13 protein-coding genes are annotated in these 16,802 nt (G+C 61.2%); 4 read left to right on the top strand and 9 right to left on the bottom strand.

Annotated features, from left to right (window positions below):
* Positions 1-11 precede the first annotated feature (11 nt).
* Positions 12-905 carry a His/Gly/Thr/Pro-type tRNA ligase C-terminal domain-containing protein gene (locus tag ACIOYV_RS16805; RefSeq protein WP_054617101.1) on the top strand — a complete coding sequence of 298 codons (894 nt, stop codon included), beginning with the start codon at positions 12-14 and terminating at the stop codon, positions 903-905.
* Between the two features lie 75 nt (positions 906-980).
* On the opposite strand, the gene ACIOYV_RS16800 is transcribed toward ACIOYV_RS16805, so the two are convergent.
* On the bottom strand, positions 981-1,502 hold the full coding sequence (locus ACIOYV_RS16800; protein ID WP_163910570.1) for a DUF3617 domain-containing protein: 522 nt from the start codon (positions 1,500-1,502) through the stop codon (positions 981-983).
* A gap of 131 nt (positions 1,503-1,633) precedes the next feature.
* Between ACIOYV_RS16800 and cls the strand changes: the two genes are divergently transcribed.
* Positions 1,634-3,073 carry a cardiolipin synthase gene (cls, locus tag ACIOYV_RS16795; RefSeq protein ID WP_054048234.1) on the top strand — a complete coding sequence of 480 codons (1,440 nt, stop codon included), beginning with the start codon at positions 1,634-1,636 and terminating at the stop codon, positions 3,071-3,073.
* Here the strand turns inward: cls and cfaB are convergent.
* From cfaB to hflK (ACIOYV_RS16770), 5 genes are all read right to left on the bottom strand, one after another.
* Positions 3,070-4,254: a C17 cyclopropane fatty acid synthase CfaB gene (cfaB, locus tag ACIOYV_RS16790; protein WP_163910569.1), complete on the bottom strand. Its 1,185-nt coding sequence runs from the start codon at positions 4,252-4,254 to the stop codon at positions 3,070-3,072. The two genes, cls and cfaB, sit on opposite strands and share 4 nt — an antisense overlap.
* Before the next feature lie 215 nt (positions 4,255-4,469).
* Complete coding sequence (locus ACIOYV_RS16785; protein WP_401325317.1) at positions 4,470-6,380, bottom strand: heavy metal translocating P-type ATPase; 1,911 nt, start codon at positions 6,378-6,380, stop codon at positions 4,470-4,472.
* Positions 6,377-7,423: a protease modulator HflK gene (gene hflK / locus ACIOYV_RS16780; RefSeq protein ID WP_401325314.1), complete on the bottom strand. Its 1,047-nt coding sequence runs from the start codon at positions 7,421-7,423 to the stop codon at positions 6,377-6,379. Before hflK (ACIOYV_RS16780) ends, ACIOYV_RS16785 begins: the two co-directional genes overlap by 4 nt.
* Positions 7,420-8,469, bottom strand: a complete 1,050-nt coding sequence (gene hflC / locus ACIOYV_RS16775) for a protease modulator HflC (protein ID WP_401325311.1) — start codon at positions 8,467-8,469, stop codon at positions 7,420-7,422. The genes hflK (ACIOYV_RS16780) and hflC overlap by 4 nt, the downstream gene beginning before the upstream one ends.
* Complete coding sequence (hflK, locus tag ACIOYV_RS16770; RefSeq protein ID WP_401325624.1) at positions 8,466-10,430, bottom strand: protease modulator HflK; 1,965 nt, start codon at positions 10,428-10,430, stop codon at positions 8,466-8,468. The genes hflC and hflK (ACIOYV_RS16770) overlap by 4 nt, the downstream gene beginning before the upstream one ends.
* 225 nt (positions 10,431-10,655) lie before the next feature.
* Between hflK (ACIOYV_RS16770) and lpdA the strand changes: the two genes are divergently transcribed.
* Complete coding sequence (gene lpdA, locus ACIOYV_RS16765) at positions 10,656-12,056, top strand: dihydrolipoyl dehydrogenase (RefSeq protein ID WP_401325308.1); 1,401 nt, start codon at positions 10,656-10,658, stop codon at positions 12,054-12,056.
* Between the two features lie 110 nt (positions 12,057-12,166).
* Here lpdA and ACIOYV_RS16760 read toward each other — a convergent pair whose 3' ends face one another.
* On the bottom strand, positions 12,167-12,640 hold the full coding sequence (locus ACIOYV_RS16760; RefSeq protein WP_038980472.1) for an Lrp/AsnC family transcriptional regulator: 474 nt from the start codon (positions 12,638-12,640) through the stop codon (positions 12,167-12,169).
* A 145-nt stretch (positions 12,641-12,785) separates the two neighbouring features.
* Here ACIOYV_RS16760 and ACIOYV_RS16755 point away from each other — a divergent pair, with 145 nt between their 5' ends.
* A complete protein-coding gene (locus ACIOYV_RS16755; protein ID WP_401325305.1) occupies positions 12,786-13,415 on the top strand; it encodes a LysE family translocator in 630 nt (209 codons plus the stop codon).
* Positions 13,416-13,418: 3 nt separating this feature from the next.
* Here the strand turns inward: ACIOYV_RS16755 and ACIOYV_RS16750 are convergent, their stop codons facing one another.
* On the bottom strand, positions 13,419-15,560 hold the full coding sequence (locus ACIOYV_RS16750) for a hypothetical protein (RefSeq protein ID WP_401325302.1): 2,142 nt from the start codon (positions 15,558-15,560) through the stop codon (positions 13,419-13,421).
* Entirely contained in the window at positions 15,547-16,743 is a 1,197-nt protein-coding gene (locus ACIOYV_RS16745; RefSeq protein ID WP_401325300.1) for a DUF3142 domain-containing protein, read from the bottom strand. The genes ACIOYV_RS16750 and ACIOYV_RS16745 overlap by 14 nt, the downstream gene beginning before the upstream one ends.
* Between the last annotated feature and the right edge of the window lie 59 nt (positions 16,744-16,802).

Here is a 16,802-nt window from a genome sequence, read left to right as displayed (position 1 = left end):
GACCAGTGACCATGATCCATATCACCCTGCCCGACGGCTCACTGCGCGAATACGATCAGCCACTTTCCGTGTATGAACTGGCGGCGAGTATCGGGCCCGCGTTGGCCAAAGCGGCGGTGGCCGGTCGGGTCGACGGCGTGTTGGTGGACTGTGGATTCATGATCCACGGCGATGCCCGGGTCAGTATCGTCACGCCCCAGGAACCGGATGGCCTGGAGATCCTGCGCCGCTCCTGTGCGCTGATGCTGGCCATGGCGGTGAAGCAGCTGCATCCGAGTGTCCTGCTGTTGAAGGGCTCGGCACTGGGTGATGGCTTCTTTTATGAGTTTGCGTTGCAACGGGCGTTAACCCTGGCGGACCTGACCCCGATTGAAGTGCGCATGCACATGCTCGCGGCGGGCAATCACTCGATCCGACAGCGGCCACTGTCTTCAACCGAACAGCATTCGGTGTACCGCATGGGCGACGGCGAATACCTGACCAAGGGCCCGCATGTGCCGGCCACCAGAGTGCTGCAAGCCTTCGCCCTGGATCATGTCGGCGGCACCTCGCTGCAACGGATCTATGGGACATGCTGGCCGAGCCAACACGAGCTGGAACATTGGCGCGCACCGCCGCAAGTGATGGTGGTGAACATCGACGAGCGCCAGATTGCTTACACCCAATCAGTGACCGAGGAGCTGCGACGCAGCGGTGTGCGCGCTCATGTCGATCTGCGCAACGAGAAGATCGGCTACAAGATTCGCCTGCACAGCGAGCGCAGCGTGCCGTATCTGTTGGTGGTCGGAGAGAAAGAAAAGCATGGCGGGTTTGTCAGCGTGCGCAGTTGCAGCGGGGAGGATTTCGGGCGGATGCGGATTGATGAGGTGTGTGGGTTTTTACACCCGAAGGATCTCGGCGTTTGATTGGACGCTTTCGCGAGCAAGCCTCGCTCCTACAGATATCACCCTCTGTAGGAGCGAGGCTTGCCCGCGAAGCTTTTAAGCCCTCGGCTTAACGGTCCCGCAATCCTGACCCAGCCACACCGCACGGGTATCCAGGCTACCCTTCTGCTGAATGCCGGTAGCATTGAAGGTGCCGTTAACCTTGGTGGTGAACTCACGATCACTCAGGAACGTAGCAACACCCGCACCTTGCGCTTTCGGGCAGCTGAAGCGGAATTTCCACTGGTTGCCGTTACGATCGGTAATTTCCTGCTTGCAGCCCGATTGCGGGTCCGTCAGCGGAATGTTGTCGGACGCAACCTGAGCCTGAGTCAGACACGCACGAATCCCTTTGCCGCCCATGGTGATGCCCTGCTTCTCCAGCTGCGCGCGCTGTGCCGGGGTCATCTGGCCTTGCAACTGGCCGAGGATCAATTGCAGATCCGGCAGGTTCTGGTCATCGACTTTCATGTTACTTGTGGTCAATTCCCACAGACCCGGTTGCAGCATCTGCGCCTGAGCAGCCACAGGAAGGGACAAACCAAGGGCCATGGCCAAACCCAGCAGACGAACGTTCATCGAGTAACTCCTGATCATTAGTGGCCGTTAGACGTCAGCCATGTGCTTCGGTTCATGGGCCAATTAAATAGCGACATTCTGCACGGAACATGGTCTTTTACGTATTGAATCTTCAGGAGCAAGGTTGCCCCATGGATTATTTTGGACCGCACATTTTCGGTTATCTGATCGCGCTATTGCACACGCTGGGCCTGATTGCCGCCATCCACGCCGTGTTGACCGTTCGAACCGCCCAAGGCTCGATTGCCTGGGCCCTGTCGCTGTTGTTCATTCCCTACCTGACGCTTATCCCTTATCTGGTCTTTGGCCGCAGCACCTTCGATGGTTACATCAAGGCGCGGCGCCAGGCCAACGAAGAAATGCGCAAGGCGATCTCCGAGCTGAACTGGCGGCCCTGGGTCGAAGAAGCCCTGACCGCCCGCGCATCCAGCGCCTACGCCTCATTAAGGGCGATGCCAAAACTGGGGCGCATGCCATGCCTGGCGAACAACGAAGTGCACCTGCTGATCAACGGCACGGCGACCTTCGAAGCGATCTTCGACGCTATCAGCCACGCCAAGGAAGCAGTGCTGGTCCAGTTCTTTATCATCCACGACGACCGGCTCGGCCAACGCCTGCAAGCGCTGCTGCTGAAGAAAGCCGCCGAAGGCGTGGCGGTCTATCTACTTTACGACCGCATCGGTAGCCACTCGTTGCCCCACAGCTACGTGCAGCCGTTGCGCGACGCCGGTGTCGAGGTCAAAGCCTTTGCCACCCGCAGCGGCTGGCTCAACCGCTTTCAGGTCAACTTCCGTAACCACCGCAAGATCGTGGTGGTCGACGGTGTTCTGGGCTTTGTCGGCGGACACAACGTCGGCGACGAATACATGGGCGAGAAACCGCCCCTGGCGCCGTGGCGCGATACCCATGTTCAGGTGCGCGGGCCGGTGGTGGCCTGCATGCAGGAATCTTTCGCCGAAGACTGGTTCTGGGCCGCCCGTACGCTACCGCCGCTGATCTTGCCGGACGTGTACCCGGACGACGGCGTGCTCTGCCAATTGCTCGCCAGCGGTCCGGCAGATTCCTACGAGACCTGTTCACTGTTCTTCGTCGAAGCCATTCACGCGGCGACGGAACGGGTGTGGATCACCAGCCCTTACTTCATACCAGACGAAGCGGTGTTCGCCGCGTTACGCCTGGCGGTACTGCGCGGTGTGGATGTGCGGCTTCTGCTGCCGTCGCGACCGGATCACCGGATCGTCTACGCCGCGTCCAGCCTGTATGCCTTCGAAGCCGTTCGCGCAGGCGTGCGCGTGTTCCGTTACGAGCCGGGTTTCCTGCATCAGAAAGTGGTGTTGATCGACAGCGAAATCAGCGCCATCGGCAGCGCCAATCTGGACAACCGTTCATTCCGACTGAATTTTGAAGTGATGTTGTTGACCGTCGACAGCGCGTTCGCCGCCGAGGTGGAACACATGCTCAACGATGACTTCGCCCAGGCCCACGAGATCGCCAAAGAAGAAAGCCGGGAGACCCACCGCCTGCAACAGATTGGCATGCGGGTCGCCCGGCTTATTTCACCGATCCTTTAAGGCGTGTAGATGTCGTCGCGAGTCCAGGGCAGTTCATGGCTGCCATCTGGATGGGCTTTCACCGCGAGAATCTGGTGCAGGTTGATCCAGCCCTTGGCGAAGGCATAAGCGCAACCCGCCAGGTACAGCCGCCAGATCCGCAAAGCTTGCTGCGGTACCTCTTTGGCGGCGGCTTCCAGATTGTCTTCGAGGCGTTCGCTCCAGTGGTCGAGGGTGCGCGCATAGTGCAGACGCAGGCTCTCGACATCGACAATCTCCAGCCCTGCTTCGCTGATCTGCGCAGAGATCATCGACAGGTGTGGCAGCTCGCCGTTGGGGAACACGTACTTCTCGATGAAATCACCGGCACCACGTCCTACGGGACGGCCATCGGTGTACTTGGCGGTGATCCCGTGGTTCATCACCAGGCCGCCCTCCTTCACCGCGCCGAACAGGATTTTGCAGTACTCGGCCAGGTTCGCGTGGCCGACGTGTTCGAACATGCCGACACTGACCACTTTGTCGAAACGCCCATCCTGAGGCAAATCGCGGTAGTCGAGCAGTTGCAGTTCAATCAGGTCTTCCAGGCCTTCCTCTTTAACCCGCTCACGGGCCAGGGCCAGCTGCTCTTTGCTGAGGGTAATGCCGAACACTTTCGCACCGAACTCTCGGGCCGCATACCGTGCCAGTCCACCCCAGCCACAACCGACATCCAGCAGATAGTCGCCCGGTTGCAGACGCAACTTGCGGCATAGATGACGGAATTTGGCTTGTTGGGCTTGCTCCAGCGTTTCGCTGCCGGTCTCGAAATAGGCGCAGGAATACGCCATGTCGCTGTCGAGCCACAGCTGATAAAACGCGTTGGAAAGGTCGTAGTGGTAGGAAATCGCCTTGGCGTCGGTTTCCTTGTCGTGGACGAGGCGCACCGGCTGACTGGTGTTATCACCCAGTAGTGCCAGGCTCCACTCATCAACGACGCGGATGACATCGCTGATTGAGCCTTCCAGCTCAAGTTTGCCTTCGACAAACGCTGCCCCCAGTGCGTCCAGGCTTGGGTGGGTCAACTGGGTAACCATTTGTGGGTCCTTGACCACAATAGTGACGCTGGGCGTCGGCCCCAGATTGAATTCATGGCCGTCCCAGAGTCGCAGGCGTAGCGGTAGCTGCAGATTCTGTAAGGCCGGTGGAAGTTGCGCGAGCATGGTTTATCCCCCTTGTTTCAGACGTCTGATGTGAGGGTAGACCATCCTAGAAAAATAGCTGGCTATCGATTTAATAGCGTTTTTCTATAACTCGCGGCGCTTCAACCAGCCGTCGTGAATCTGCAAACTGATGGCCTTCACCCTAGATGACTACGAAAATTGCATACAGTTCTAAAAGTTTGTTTTCGCCGCGATCTCCCCGGTTTAGAGCCGTTTCAGGCCTCGTCCTTCAACTTGAGCAACGGCTCCTGAAACCGCAGTAAACGACCGGCGTTCCCCAACACGAGCAACGTGCTCAGGTTATGCAGCAACGCGGCAATCATCGCTCCCGCCGCACCGAGCCAACCGAATGCCGCGAAGGCGACAATCGCCAGGGTCCAGCCCAGGCCGATGATCACGTTGACCTGCAATGTCTGGCGGCACTGGCGGCTCAACCGTACACACGTCCCGAGCCGGCGCAGGTCGCTGCCGATCAGCACGATGTCCGCCGACGCGAGCGCGATATCCGCCCCGCCAGCGCCCATCGCCACGCCGACAACCCCCGCCTTCAGCGCCAGGGAATCGTTGATGCCGTCACCCACCACCATCGGCCGGAAGCCGCTGCCGATTTCCGTCAGCACGCGATTGAGTTTGTCTTCGGGCAAGGCCTGGGCTTCGACGTCGCTGATACCGACATCGCGAGCCAATGTGTACGCGACACTTTGTCGATCACCCGTGAGCAACAACTGCCGACCCAAGCCCAGCTCACGCAATTCATTCAGGGCAAATCGGGCTTCTGGTTTGACCGTGTCCGCCAACAACAGCCAGGCGAGAAACTCACCGTTTAGCGCCAGCCCGGCAATCGGTCCGTCGTGTTCGGGAACGGCCGAAGTAGCGATGCCCAACTGCGCGAACAACTCCGGCCGCCCGAGCGCTGCCTCGCCCTGCTCCGTCATCGCCACCACGCCCAGCCCCTGGCGTTCGTGAATGTCGGAGAGCAGCAGAAAATGTTCCTGAGTCACCAGACTCGCCAGCGCCCGGCTGACCGGATGACTGCTCGCAGAACCAAGACTGGCGGCAAGTTTCAGCACATGGCTACGGCCCTCCAACGGACTGTCGATGGATTGCAGGCGCAAGGTGCCGAAGGTCAGCGTCCCGGTTTTATCCACCACCAGCGACGTCAGGTCCGCCAGTTCTTCGAGGAACGCCGAGCTACGAATCAGAATCCCGTGACGTGCCGCCACCGCGACTCCGGCAATCGCCGTGGCCGGCGCCGACAGCACCAATGCACATGGACACGCCGCCACCAACACCGCCAACATTGCCTGGGCGTCGTTCGTGATAAACCAGGTTACGGCGGCCAGCAGCAACACCAGCACCATGTAGCTGCCGGCGTAACGCTCCAGCAATCGGGTGATCGGTGGCTTGGAACGCTCGGCGCTTTGCATCAACGCGATGACTTTGCCGAGGGTCGATTCGTTGCCGGTGCGGGTCACTTCAATGCGCAGCAGGCCATCAAGGTTAATCGCACCGCCAAAAACCGTCATGCCGACCACAGCCTCCAACGGCACCGACTCGCCGGTAATCGATGCGGTGTCGAGGCTCGCCTGACCGGACAATACCCGACCATCCGCCGGCACTCGATCGCCGGCGCGCACTTCCACAATGTCGCCTGACTTGAGTGTGCCGTTATCGACTTCAATCACAGTACCGTCAGCCTGAACCTTGCGCGCGTGGCTGCGAGTCAATTTGCCGAGGGCATGAATCGCCTCCTGGGAACCGATCACGCTGCGCTCTTCCAGCACATGGCCGAAGATCATGATGATCGGCAGCAACGCCGCAGTGAGCAGATCACCCGTCGCCCAAGCACCCAGCATCGCCAGAGCAATCAGTTGATCGGTGATCCCGTGCAAGCTCGGATAGCGCAAGCTGTACCAAGCCGAGCGCATCACCGGCACGGCGACCAGCAACGAGGCGAAGCCCAGCAACAATTGGCTAACTCCGGTCTGCTCCGGCGATACCCAACGCCAGATCAAGCCGAGACCGAGCAAGCCCAGTGCAAGCATGGCGAGGGTCAGTTGGCGCGCGGCGCTACGTTGCTCGGCCGAGGACAGCATGCTCGGTGCAGCGGCGGTTTGGGCAGTCATTGTGCAGCTCCCTGAATGATCAGGCGGGAATCGTCTTTCGGATCGACCGTGGTCACCGAACCAGCCTGCCCGAGAATCTTCGGCATCCGCTCACGGTAAATCCGCAGCAGCATTTGCGGGTCGGTCGCCTTGGCCAGGCTCAAAACCGTTGCCGTATCTGCCGAAGCTTTGGCCAGTCGTTCGCTGGCTTGAGCGTGGGCAACCTGCACGGTTCGGTCGGCTTGTTCGTTGGCGGTCTGGGTGAGTTTCTCGGCTTCGGTGCGCGCATTGGCCACGGCTTTGTCAGCTTGTTGACTAGCGGTCAGTACCGCGTTGAACGCATTCACCGCCGGGCCGGGCAGGCGCGATTGCACATCGACCCGGGCGACCTCAATGCCGATCCCCTGCCCCGTTGCGGTCAGTTCGGCCAGGCGTTGGTTGATGCCTTGCACCAGATCACCGCGCAAGCGTTCACGACGTTCGGCGGCTTTGTTGTCAGCGCCGATCAGCTCAGGTCGGGCAACCAGAATAGTGTCGAGATCCCGCGCGGCGGTGAGCGCCAATGCGCTGCGGGTGACCAACCGATCCAGTGCCGGCAGCACATGTTCACCTTGAAGGACGAAGGCATACGGCTCGGTGACTTTGTAAAACACCCGCACATCCAGTTGCACCACACCGGCATCACCGGTCAGCAAATAACCGGAGCCGGCGAGCGCATCACTGAGCGGCGTGGCAAACGTCGCCACCCGATCCGCTTGCAACGCCACATCGCTGCGCAGCAAATTTTCCACTCGGCGTTCGATGACCCGATCCGCCGCCGGCAACAAAATCACCTGCTCGAACGGGCGCGGCCAAGCCAACAACAGGCCCGCATTCTGAATGCGATCCAGCGCGCCAAAGTGCAGAACCACAGCACGGTTTTGCGGATCAATCTGCCGCACATTGGAGAACGCCCAGGCCAAAGCAGCCAGCACAGTAACCGCGTAAAGGGCCAGAAAAGCCAAGCGCCCAGCCTGAATCCAGGGACTGCTTAACTCATTTGTTCCACGTGGAACTAATTTCATGGCTGAGACCCGGACTTGTTTTCGAGGCTCGGCGGACCGTCAACCAACACGCGGAATGGCGCCGCGTCAGTGCGCAAGATCAGCTTGGTGCCCGGTGAAACAATCGTGCCCAAGGTGTCGAGCGAGCGCAGCAAGTTATACAGCTGCGGCGATCCGGCGTAGGCGCGGCCGTAAATCTGCGCGGCCTCGACTCGGGATTGCGCCTCAATGTCGGCAGCTTTCACCGTGGCATCGGCCTGAACAATGCGCGCGTCACGCTCGGCGGCAGAACGGATTTGCGCGGCTTCGCGTTTGCCGATCGCCGTACGTTCGGTGGCAATTGTTTCACGCTCGGCGCGCATGCGATCGACGGTGGCAGTGAGCGTCACCGACGGTAGCGTCAGTCGTTCAATGCCAACTTGCAGCACGCGCACGCCGTAAGTCGTGAGCAACTGCTGATCGATCTGCTGACGCAACTGCGCTTCGAAATCGGCGATGTGCACTTGGTTGGCGTCGGTGTTCACCAGGTTGGCCAGGTCAAAACTGCTGGCGGTGGTTTCGAGAGCCGAGCCCACGAACGTGCGAATCTGCCGCGCGGCTTCATCGGGCTGGTTCTGCACGGCGCGCATAAAGCGTTGCACGTTGTCCGGATCACCCTGCACCTGCCACGCCACGTAAGCCTGAACGATGATGCGCAAACCGTCCCGCGTGCCGACATCCTGCAAACCGCTGGAGGTCGTTCGCAAGCGCAGATCCACCGGGATCGCCGCTTCGAACGGCGCCGGCCAACGCCAGCCCAGACCCGGTTCCAGCAACACCCGCGAGGGATTGCCGAAACGGGTAATCACCGTGGCCTCTCCCGAGCGCACTTGCACCAGGCTGGCGGCAGCGATGGCGAACGCCACCAGCAACGCCGCCCAGCCCATGCGCCGCCACGGGAATGGACCGGCCTCTTCGGGAGCACCGTGGTGGTGATGGTGATGACCGTGGTGATGCCCGCCGTGGCCGTGATCGTGGCCAGCGTGGTCATCGTGGTCATCGTGATCGTGAGTATGCGACTGGCTCAATGGGTGGCTCCTGGCTGAGCGGTGTTACGCGGCGACGCAGGGTCAGCCGGCAGCGTAAATGTACGGAGGTCGATGGTCGGCGCGTTGTTGCTGCCGCCCAGTCGATGATCGAGAACCAAAAGCTTGGCGTTGGCCAGCCCCTGAGTCAGTTGACTGAAATATTGCTCCAGCACAAAGGCCTGGCCGGCACTGGCGTAGGCTTTGCGCTCGGCGCTGAAGCGCAGGTCCGAAGCTTGCGCCGTCGCGTTGATTTCACGCGCGTTGGCGGTGGCTTGATCGCGGGCGATGCTGGCCTGCAACTGCGCCTGGTTGGTCGCCTCTGCTGCCGCGCCGCGCTCGCGGGAGATCAGTGCCTGGGCACCAATCTGCGCGGCTTGCACGGCGTGATAAGCATTGGCGGCACCGGCCGGAGGGTGAATCGCCTCAACCACGGTGGCGAGAATTTCCACGCCGCTGTCGAGTTTTTGCAGGTCGCCCTGCACTGCCCGACCGATTTCTTCGCCCAGCCCTACCCTGTCTTCACCGAGTAAACCGTCGAGGGTGCGCGAGGCAAAATCATGCACCAGAATCCGGCTGGCGGTGCTGCGAATCAGCGTGGGGACATCGGCACTGTTGTAGGTCGCGGCCAGCGCGTCTTTGTCGCTCAAGCCAATGCGATAGACAAAACGCACGTCCATGTTGACGATCTGGAAGCTCTGCTTGTCGGCGCGGCTGCTGGCGATGACCTGGGATTTATCGTTCACATGGCTGGCGTCCCACAAGCGATTGGCAATCGCCGGGGCCGGACCTTCAGCGGGTTCGGCGACCACAGGAGCCGACGCTTCGCCAACGCTGGTGGCCAACTCGTGAACCACTCCGTTCTCAACGCTCAACACCCGACCCAACGGCCAAGGCAAACCTGCATGCAAACCAGGGCCGAAAACCTCAACCGGTTTGCCAAATCGTTCGTAGATGCCACGCCCTTGCAACGGGATTTCGTGAATGCCGGTCAGCGACCAACCGACAATAGCTACCACCGCCAGCACCGGAAAAAACGCCCGGCGCATGTAGGTGAAGGCCCAGATTTGCCGCAGGTCGATGCCGAAGCGGTTGTGCAATTCGTGCTGCAACGCCAGCAACGGTTGTGGCGGCCAGCGCAGCATATCGGCGACGAAGCTACGCGCCAGCAACGCCGGTTCAAGGTTTTCACGTTGCGGGCTGAACAGCGACAACATGGCACGCAGCAATAATTCGACGGCCACCAGCCCCGGCAGCAAACCGATCAACACCGCCAGACGCACTGGCCAGACCGAGGTGTCATTGCCGAACAACAGACACAGCGCGCTCAGTACCAGACAAATAATCGCGACACGGGTCAACTGTGCCAACGAACCGGCTTCGGGCCATTCGGCAGCATTTTCCTGCGCCAGTTGCCGTTCCAGCACCAGCAAACCGAAGGCCAGCAGCAATGACAGCGCAGCGCCGACACTGGCGGACAAGCCCAGCATGGCGGGCGTCAGAGCCAGATTCCAGACTTGCTCGATGCTGAACAACGTCAACACTGCCCAGCCGATCAGCCAGAATGTCGACGCACCAATCTGCCCCAGCAGGTGCACCCAGCGCTGACTGATGCGATCCAGCAAGCGCTCGTACCAACCTACTGGTGCGACAGCTTCTTCCTCGACGATAACCGGCACCGACGCAATCGGGTTCATCGCCCGCGCACGCCATTCGGTTATCCACCAGGCCGATTGCAGACCGGCGACCAGCACCAGCAACCCGGCGCTCTGGTTGACCAGCAGCGCGCCCCACAGCGACTGCGGCGCAAACAGCGCGACAAAAAACGCCAGCACCAGCCCCACCGCCGCCACGGCACTCAAGCCAATCGCGTACTGACGCAATCGTCGCCCGTGAAAAAGCGCCTGCTGAAAGCGCGGCAACCCGGCTACTTGCGTTCCATCGACATCAAGATCGACTTGCATACCACCCCAGTGTTTATCGTTGCTGACGTCGAACCCCGTCACATCTCGTTACCTTATAACGATAGTGGTGAAATTTCCGTTCTAAATAGCTGTATCTAAAGGTGCGCAACCTGTCGCTTAGCTGAAGCCTTGACCGAAATGCTTCGGAACGCACATATTACGTTCGTAATTTTTACCAGCAGCTAGGTTTATCGATCCAGCCCTTTTCAATCCAGGAGTACATCCATGAGCACTTATGACGTCGTGATTCTGGGCGGAGGCCCGGGCGGTTACAACGCAGCGATCCGCGCCGGCCAACTGGGCCTCAAAGCCGCATGCGTCGAAGGCCGCGCCACCCTCGGCGGCACCTGCCTGAATGTCGGCTGCATGCCGTCCAAGGCGTTGCTGCATGCCTCCGAACTCTACGACGCGGCCATGGGCGCTGAATTCGCCAACCTGGGGATCGAGGTCAAACCAACGCTTAACCTCGCGCAAATGATGAAGCAGAAGGATGAAAGCGTTTCCGGGCTGACCAAAGGCATCGAGTTTCTGTTCCGCAAGAACAAGGTCGACTGGATCAAGGGTTGGGGCCATATCGACGGGCCGGGCAAGGTCACCGTGACCGACAGCGCGGGCGGCAAGACCGAGCTGAGCGCCAAGGACATCATCATCGCCACCGGCTCCGAGCCCACTCCCCTGCTCGGCGTAGACATTGATAACAAGCGCATCCTCGACTCCACCGGCGCGCTGTCCCTGGCCGAAGTGCCGAAGCATCTGGTGGTGATCGGCGCCGGAGTGATCGGCCTGGAGTTGGGCTCGGTCTGGCGGCGCTTGGGCGCTCAGGTGACGGTGGTCGAATTTCTCGACCGGATCTGCCCCGGTGTCGACGGCGAGGCCGGCAAAACCTTGCAACGCTCACTGACCAAGCAAGGCATCAGCTTCAAGTTGAGTTCGAAAGTCACCAGCGCCACCACCTCGGCCAACGGCGTGCAGCTCAGCGTGGAACCCGCCGCCGGTGGCACCGCCGAATTGCTCGAAGCTGATTATGTGCTGGTGGCCATCGGGCGCCGGCCTTACACCCAAGGCCTGGGGCTGGAGAACGTCGGCCTCGCCACCGATAAACGCGGCATGCTCGCCAATAAGGGTCACCGCACCGAAGCCGCTGGCGTCTGGGTCATCGGCGATGTCACGTCCGGGCCGATGCTCGCGCACAAGGCTGAAGACGAAGCCATGGCCTGCGTCGAGCAGATCGTCGGTAAGGCCGGCGAGGTCAATTACGACCTGATTCCCAACGTGATCTACACCCGACCGGAGCTGGCCAGCGTCGGCAAGACCGAAGAACAGCTCAAGGCCGAGGGCCGTGCCTACAAAGTCGGCAAATTCCCGTTCACCGCCAACAGCCGGGCGAAGATCAACCACGAGACCGAAGGCTTCGCCAAAGTGCTGGCCGATGAACGCACCGACGAAATCCTCGGCGTGCATCTGGTTGGCCCGAGTGTCAGCGAAATGATTGGCGAATATTGCGTGGCCATGGAGTTCAGCGCGTCAGCCGAGGACATCGCCCTGACCTGCCATCCGCACCCGACCCGCTCCGAGGCGTTGCGCCAGGCGGCGATGAATGTGGAGGGGATGGCGACGCAGATGTAGGGGTTGACCGGTCTATCGCTTTCGCGAGCAGGCTCGCTCCCACATTGGATTTGAGGCGCTCACAAAACCCATGTGGGAGCGAGCCTGCTCGCGAATACAGGCGACGCGGTCTAAAGCGGCAAATGCTCCAGAGGCAACGCCCCCGGCGTCTTCACCGTGTGAATCGCAAAGTTGCTGCGGATATCACTCACCCCCGGCAATTTCAGCAGTCGCCCGGTGAGAAACCGATCGTAGGCGCGCAAATCCGGCACCACCACTTGCAACAGGAAATCCGATTCACCGGACACCAGGAACGCCGAAATTACCTCGGGCAACGCCGTCACCGCCAGACGAAAAGCCTCGGCCTGTTCATCGTTATGGCGCTCAACCTTGACCCCGACAAACACCGTCAGCCCCAACCCCACTTCGTCTCGATCGAGATTGGCCTGATAGCCGCGAATCACCCCCGCCTCTTCGAGCATCCGCACCCGGCGCAAACACGGCGACGCCGACAGTCCGATCTCGTCAGCCAGTTGCACATTGCTCAGGCGACCATCCCGTTGCAGGGCGGCGAGAATCTTGCGGTCGTAGGCGTCCAGTTTCATGGCTTGGCAGATCCTGATGGTATTCACGTCATAACGTGGCAGGTTATGCCAATCCAGAAGGTTTTAGAAGTGAACTACGCAAGCACCTGCCCTGCCCTCCCGCCCTAGACTGGCCTTACCAAATCGACAACGAACGGGGTGCAACATGGCAGGTCTCTGGCTGTTTTTCATGGCGCTGGCGGTGGTGTATCTGTTGCCCGGCCCGGACATGATCCTGCTGCTGCAAACCGGCGCCCGTCAGGGCAGAGGCGCGGCGTTGGCCACGGCAATTGGCTTGGGCATCGCCCGGGGTTGTCATGTGGCGTTGGCGGCGTTGGGGCTGGTGGCGTTGTTCAAGGCAGCGCCCTGGACTTTCGATGTGGTGCGCCTGGCCGGGGCCGCGTACTTGTTGTGGATCGGCATTCAGTGCCTGCGCACCACGATGCTGCCGAACCTGAATGGCACCGGCGCCACGCTGGAAAAACCGCGCTGGCGCGAATCAATCCAGCGCGGTTTGCTGACCAATCTGCTCAACCCCAAGGCATTGCTGTTCTGCTCGGTGTTGCTGCCGCAGTTCATCAATCCTCAGGCCGGGCCGGTGCTCGCACAATTCGCCATCCTCGGCGTGACGCTGGTCGGCGTCGGTTTGCTGTTCGACAGCGCCTACGCACTGGTCGGCGCCGCGCTCGGCCGTTGGCTGCAACGCAGTCCATCGGCCCAACGCGTACAGCAATGGCTGTTTGGCAGCCTGTTGATCGGTTTCGCCCTGCGGCTGACCTTCGTTCAACAGGCGTGAGCCTTACTGGTTTTCGCGACGACGCCGGCGATTGATCAGCAACAGGGCCACCGCCGTCACCAGCAACACGCCAGCAATTTGCAGCGCCCGTTTGTACGGTCGCAATGTCGAACGCAGGCTGTCCATGAACTGGGTCACGTAGCGTTTGTCGGTGTTCTGGAAGTCCGGCTCCTGGCATTGATGCCCGAAATCACCGGCCCAGATCACATACGGACCCTGCTCGACATAGCGTTGATAAAGCGCGCTTTGCTCTTCCAGGCTGGTGCCCCAGTTGGACGCCTTGCACAGCACCGCCGCAAACGCCTGACTGCTGTGGGGCAGATGATCAGCGGCTTTGCTGGCCAGGGCCGTCGCGACATAGCGGTAATGGAAGCGCTCATCCGGTTTCGCCAGCGTGGCCTGCTGGCGCTGCACCTCGCCCTCGGCGATTAACGGGCCGACCTTGAGCTCGGGAATCTCCAGGCTGTAATTGCCGTCGAAAGTCGCGTAATCCGGGGACATCTCGTAGCCCAACAGCTCCATCCCATCGTGGCGAGCGGTGTTAGCGGCCTGGTAGTAAGCGAACGCACGGCGGGTCGGCCACCATTTGGATTCGGCTTCCTGACGCATCTGCCCGTAAAACCTGGCCTTCGCTTGCAGATCGGCGTTGTCGAAATAGCCCGGCGCTTCGTCGTAGCGCTCTTCGCGCAACAACCGCCGCCCGAGCAAATCGCGCAGCTTCGCCGCCACCGGCAACGGTACATAGTTGTCGCGATCCTGCTGAGTCAGCGGCGGTACCGCCGGGACTTGGGTGTCGACGTAATGCTTGAGCTCATCAACGGTCAGCACCCGCTCGGCGACCGTGGCCGCGTCGAGCCAGTAAATGCCCTGGCTGCGATAAAGCTGATCGAAAGCCTGCACATATTCACCGCGTTGCAGGGCGAGGATCGCGCTTTCACCCTCGACCCGGCACTTGGGCTGAACGATTACGCCGTCAAAATCCCAGTCGGGCGTGGGCCGCTCGCCCCAGGATTCATTCTGCGGAAACGCCTGGGCGGCTTTCGCATAAGCCGCCGCAGCCGCGACTTTATCGCCCTCGCGCAGCGCCAGTTTGGCGCGTATCCACCAGGCCAGGCCGCCGTCGCCCGCGTGTTCGACAAAGGCTTTGGCGCTGGCGTAGTCGCCCTGTTGATAATTCACCGCCGCCAGCCGATTGGCGTTATCCAGGCTGCCGCGGGTGCTGTTTTTCAGCAGCGCGATCAGTTTTTTCTCGCCCGGCGGTTGTTCACCAAATGACCAGCCGACACGGCTGATCAGAGAAGCCGTGACCAATTGCTGCACCGTTTTGCCCTTAAGCAACGCGGCCAATTGGTCATCGGGCAGCGCCGTGAGTTCGGTCATCAACTGCTTGAGCGAGGAGTAACCCACCGGCGAACCGTGAATGGTTTGCGTGGCGTAGAGTTCGATCGCGCGGTTCCAGTCGCCCGCCGTACGCACCACACGGGCCTCTTCACCGAGGCTGGCGATGCCCAGTTCCAGCGGATCGCTGAAGCCGTCGATGCTCAATTGGCGGGTCTGCTCGAAAGCTTTCTGCGACTGGGCCAACAGATCCGGCCCGGCGCCCGCCTCGGCGCTCATTTCATACAGCGCCCGGCCCAATGAATACGCCGCCCATGTACTGCGCAGCGGTCGTTGACTGGCCGGCAACATCAGGACTTTCTGAAAGTATTCAGCGGCGAGCTGATGATCCTCGGCGTTAAACGCCACGGCGCCCGCCAGGTACAGCCGCAGATCGACCGGCAGGCTCGCGCCCTCGATCTCCACCTGATGAGCATCGGTCAATGTGCGCAGTTGCTTGACCAGCGCTTGCTGCTCAGCGGTCAAACCCGCCTGTTCAGCCTTGTCCCGTTGATCGGTGTAGGCCGGCTCATCGCCGTAGCCGCTACCCGGGTTATTGGTCGCCACCGTGGCATTCTTCAACCCGGCGATGGCGCGCCCGAGGCGACTGACCTCGAAGCGGAAGTTACTTTCCGGCAGCTCCGCGAGTGACTGCGCCCGGTCATCCAGCAGGCGCATCGGAAAGTCCGGCCCACAGGCCAACGCCGAACCCAGTGGAAAACTGAGGCTCAGGCAGAGCAAGTGGCGTGGCCAGTTACGGGTGAACATTCGAACCTCCTTGATCAATATGTGTGCAACGCGCCCAACCGATGGCGCGCTGTCCGCCGGCTGGCATTCGACCGTCGCGCAGGCGGGTGAAGGTAAGCAGATCCGGGCTTTGTTGCAACGCATAACCGGCCAGCGCATCGGCGCCGTCACACCCTTGCACCGCCAGCGTCAGGCGCTCGGGCCAGGCGCTGTCGAGATTGCCCTGGTTGGTGACGGCGATGTCATAGAGGCCGTTTTGTTCGGAGAGTTGCAGGCTCGGGAGACTGCTTAACGCATCACCGCGAGCCACGGCGCCCAACGTCGTCAGGCTCCAGACGCGACGGTCGCCGGCCAACGGCAGGCGGAACCAGATCAGCCCGGCCAGATGGGCCGGCGGATGCTGACGCAACTCGAGGCCGAGCGTGCTCAATTGCTGTGGATCGGCGAGTAATTCTCGGCGCTTGCCTGCGCGCTCGATGCTCACTTCACTTTCAACCACCGGCACACCGCCCGTCTCTGGCAACAACGCCACGCCATAGGCCGGCAGCGCCAGATAGAAGGGTTTGGTGGTGATCCGGCTCCAGGCCTTGGCCCACTGCTTGGCCTGGTCCGCGTCGAACAAGCCACGGCGCGGGTCACTGACCGCGTGCACCTGCAACACGCTGCTATCGACCGTCGCCAACAACCCGGGCAGTTCAGGGCTGCCGAGCCAGGCGGGCAATGCGGTGATGCTCAGCGGCAACGTCGTCGGCAACACGCTGCGCAACTGCGTGAGAAACGTCCGATAAGCCGGTAGTCGGGCGTTGCCGGCATCGTGATCGATTTCCACCCCGGCCAGGGTCAAGCCTTGGGTTTGCCAATCACCGAGCAGTTGCTGGATCTGCGCAATGACCTCGTCCTGATCCAGCGTCTTGAGCTGGCCATCCAGACGAATCACCGCAATCAGCGGCCGGCCATCGCGCTTGAGCAACACCGGATCAACCCGCGCCCGGCGCCAGCCGTCTTGCGGAAACGCCTGCAAGGCCAGCACGCGCAAGGTCGAGAAATCGGCGCGACTGTCCCGCAACGCGGCTTCATGGGCCGGGGTCCATTGCCGTTGCCAGACGTAGAGTTGTTGGTCGAGTGGTGGTGCGTCGGGTTGGTTGCAGCCGTTGAGCCACAGCGCCGCAACCAGCAGAACCGAGAGACGAACGAAAAACGACATGAAATCCCTGATCCTGAAAACACAGGGCTACAGCGTACACAAAACCCTGTGGGAGCGAG

This window comes from Pseudomonas sp. NPDC087342, assembly GCF_044744265.1.
GTDB lineage: Bacteria > Pseudomonadota > Gammaproteobacteria > Pseudomonadales > Pseudomonadaceae > Aquipseudomonas > Aquipseudomonas nunensis.
The sequence above is the reverse complement of the archived record's forward strand: the minus strand, read 5'-3'. Positions and strand labels throughout refer to the sequence as shown.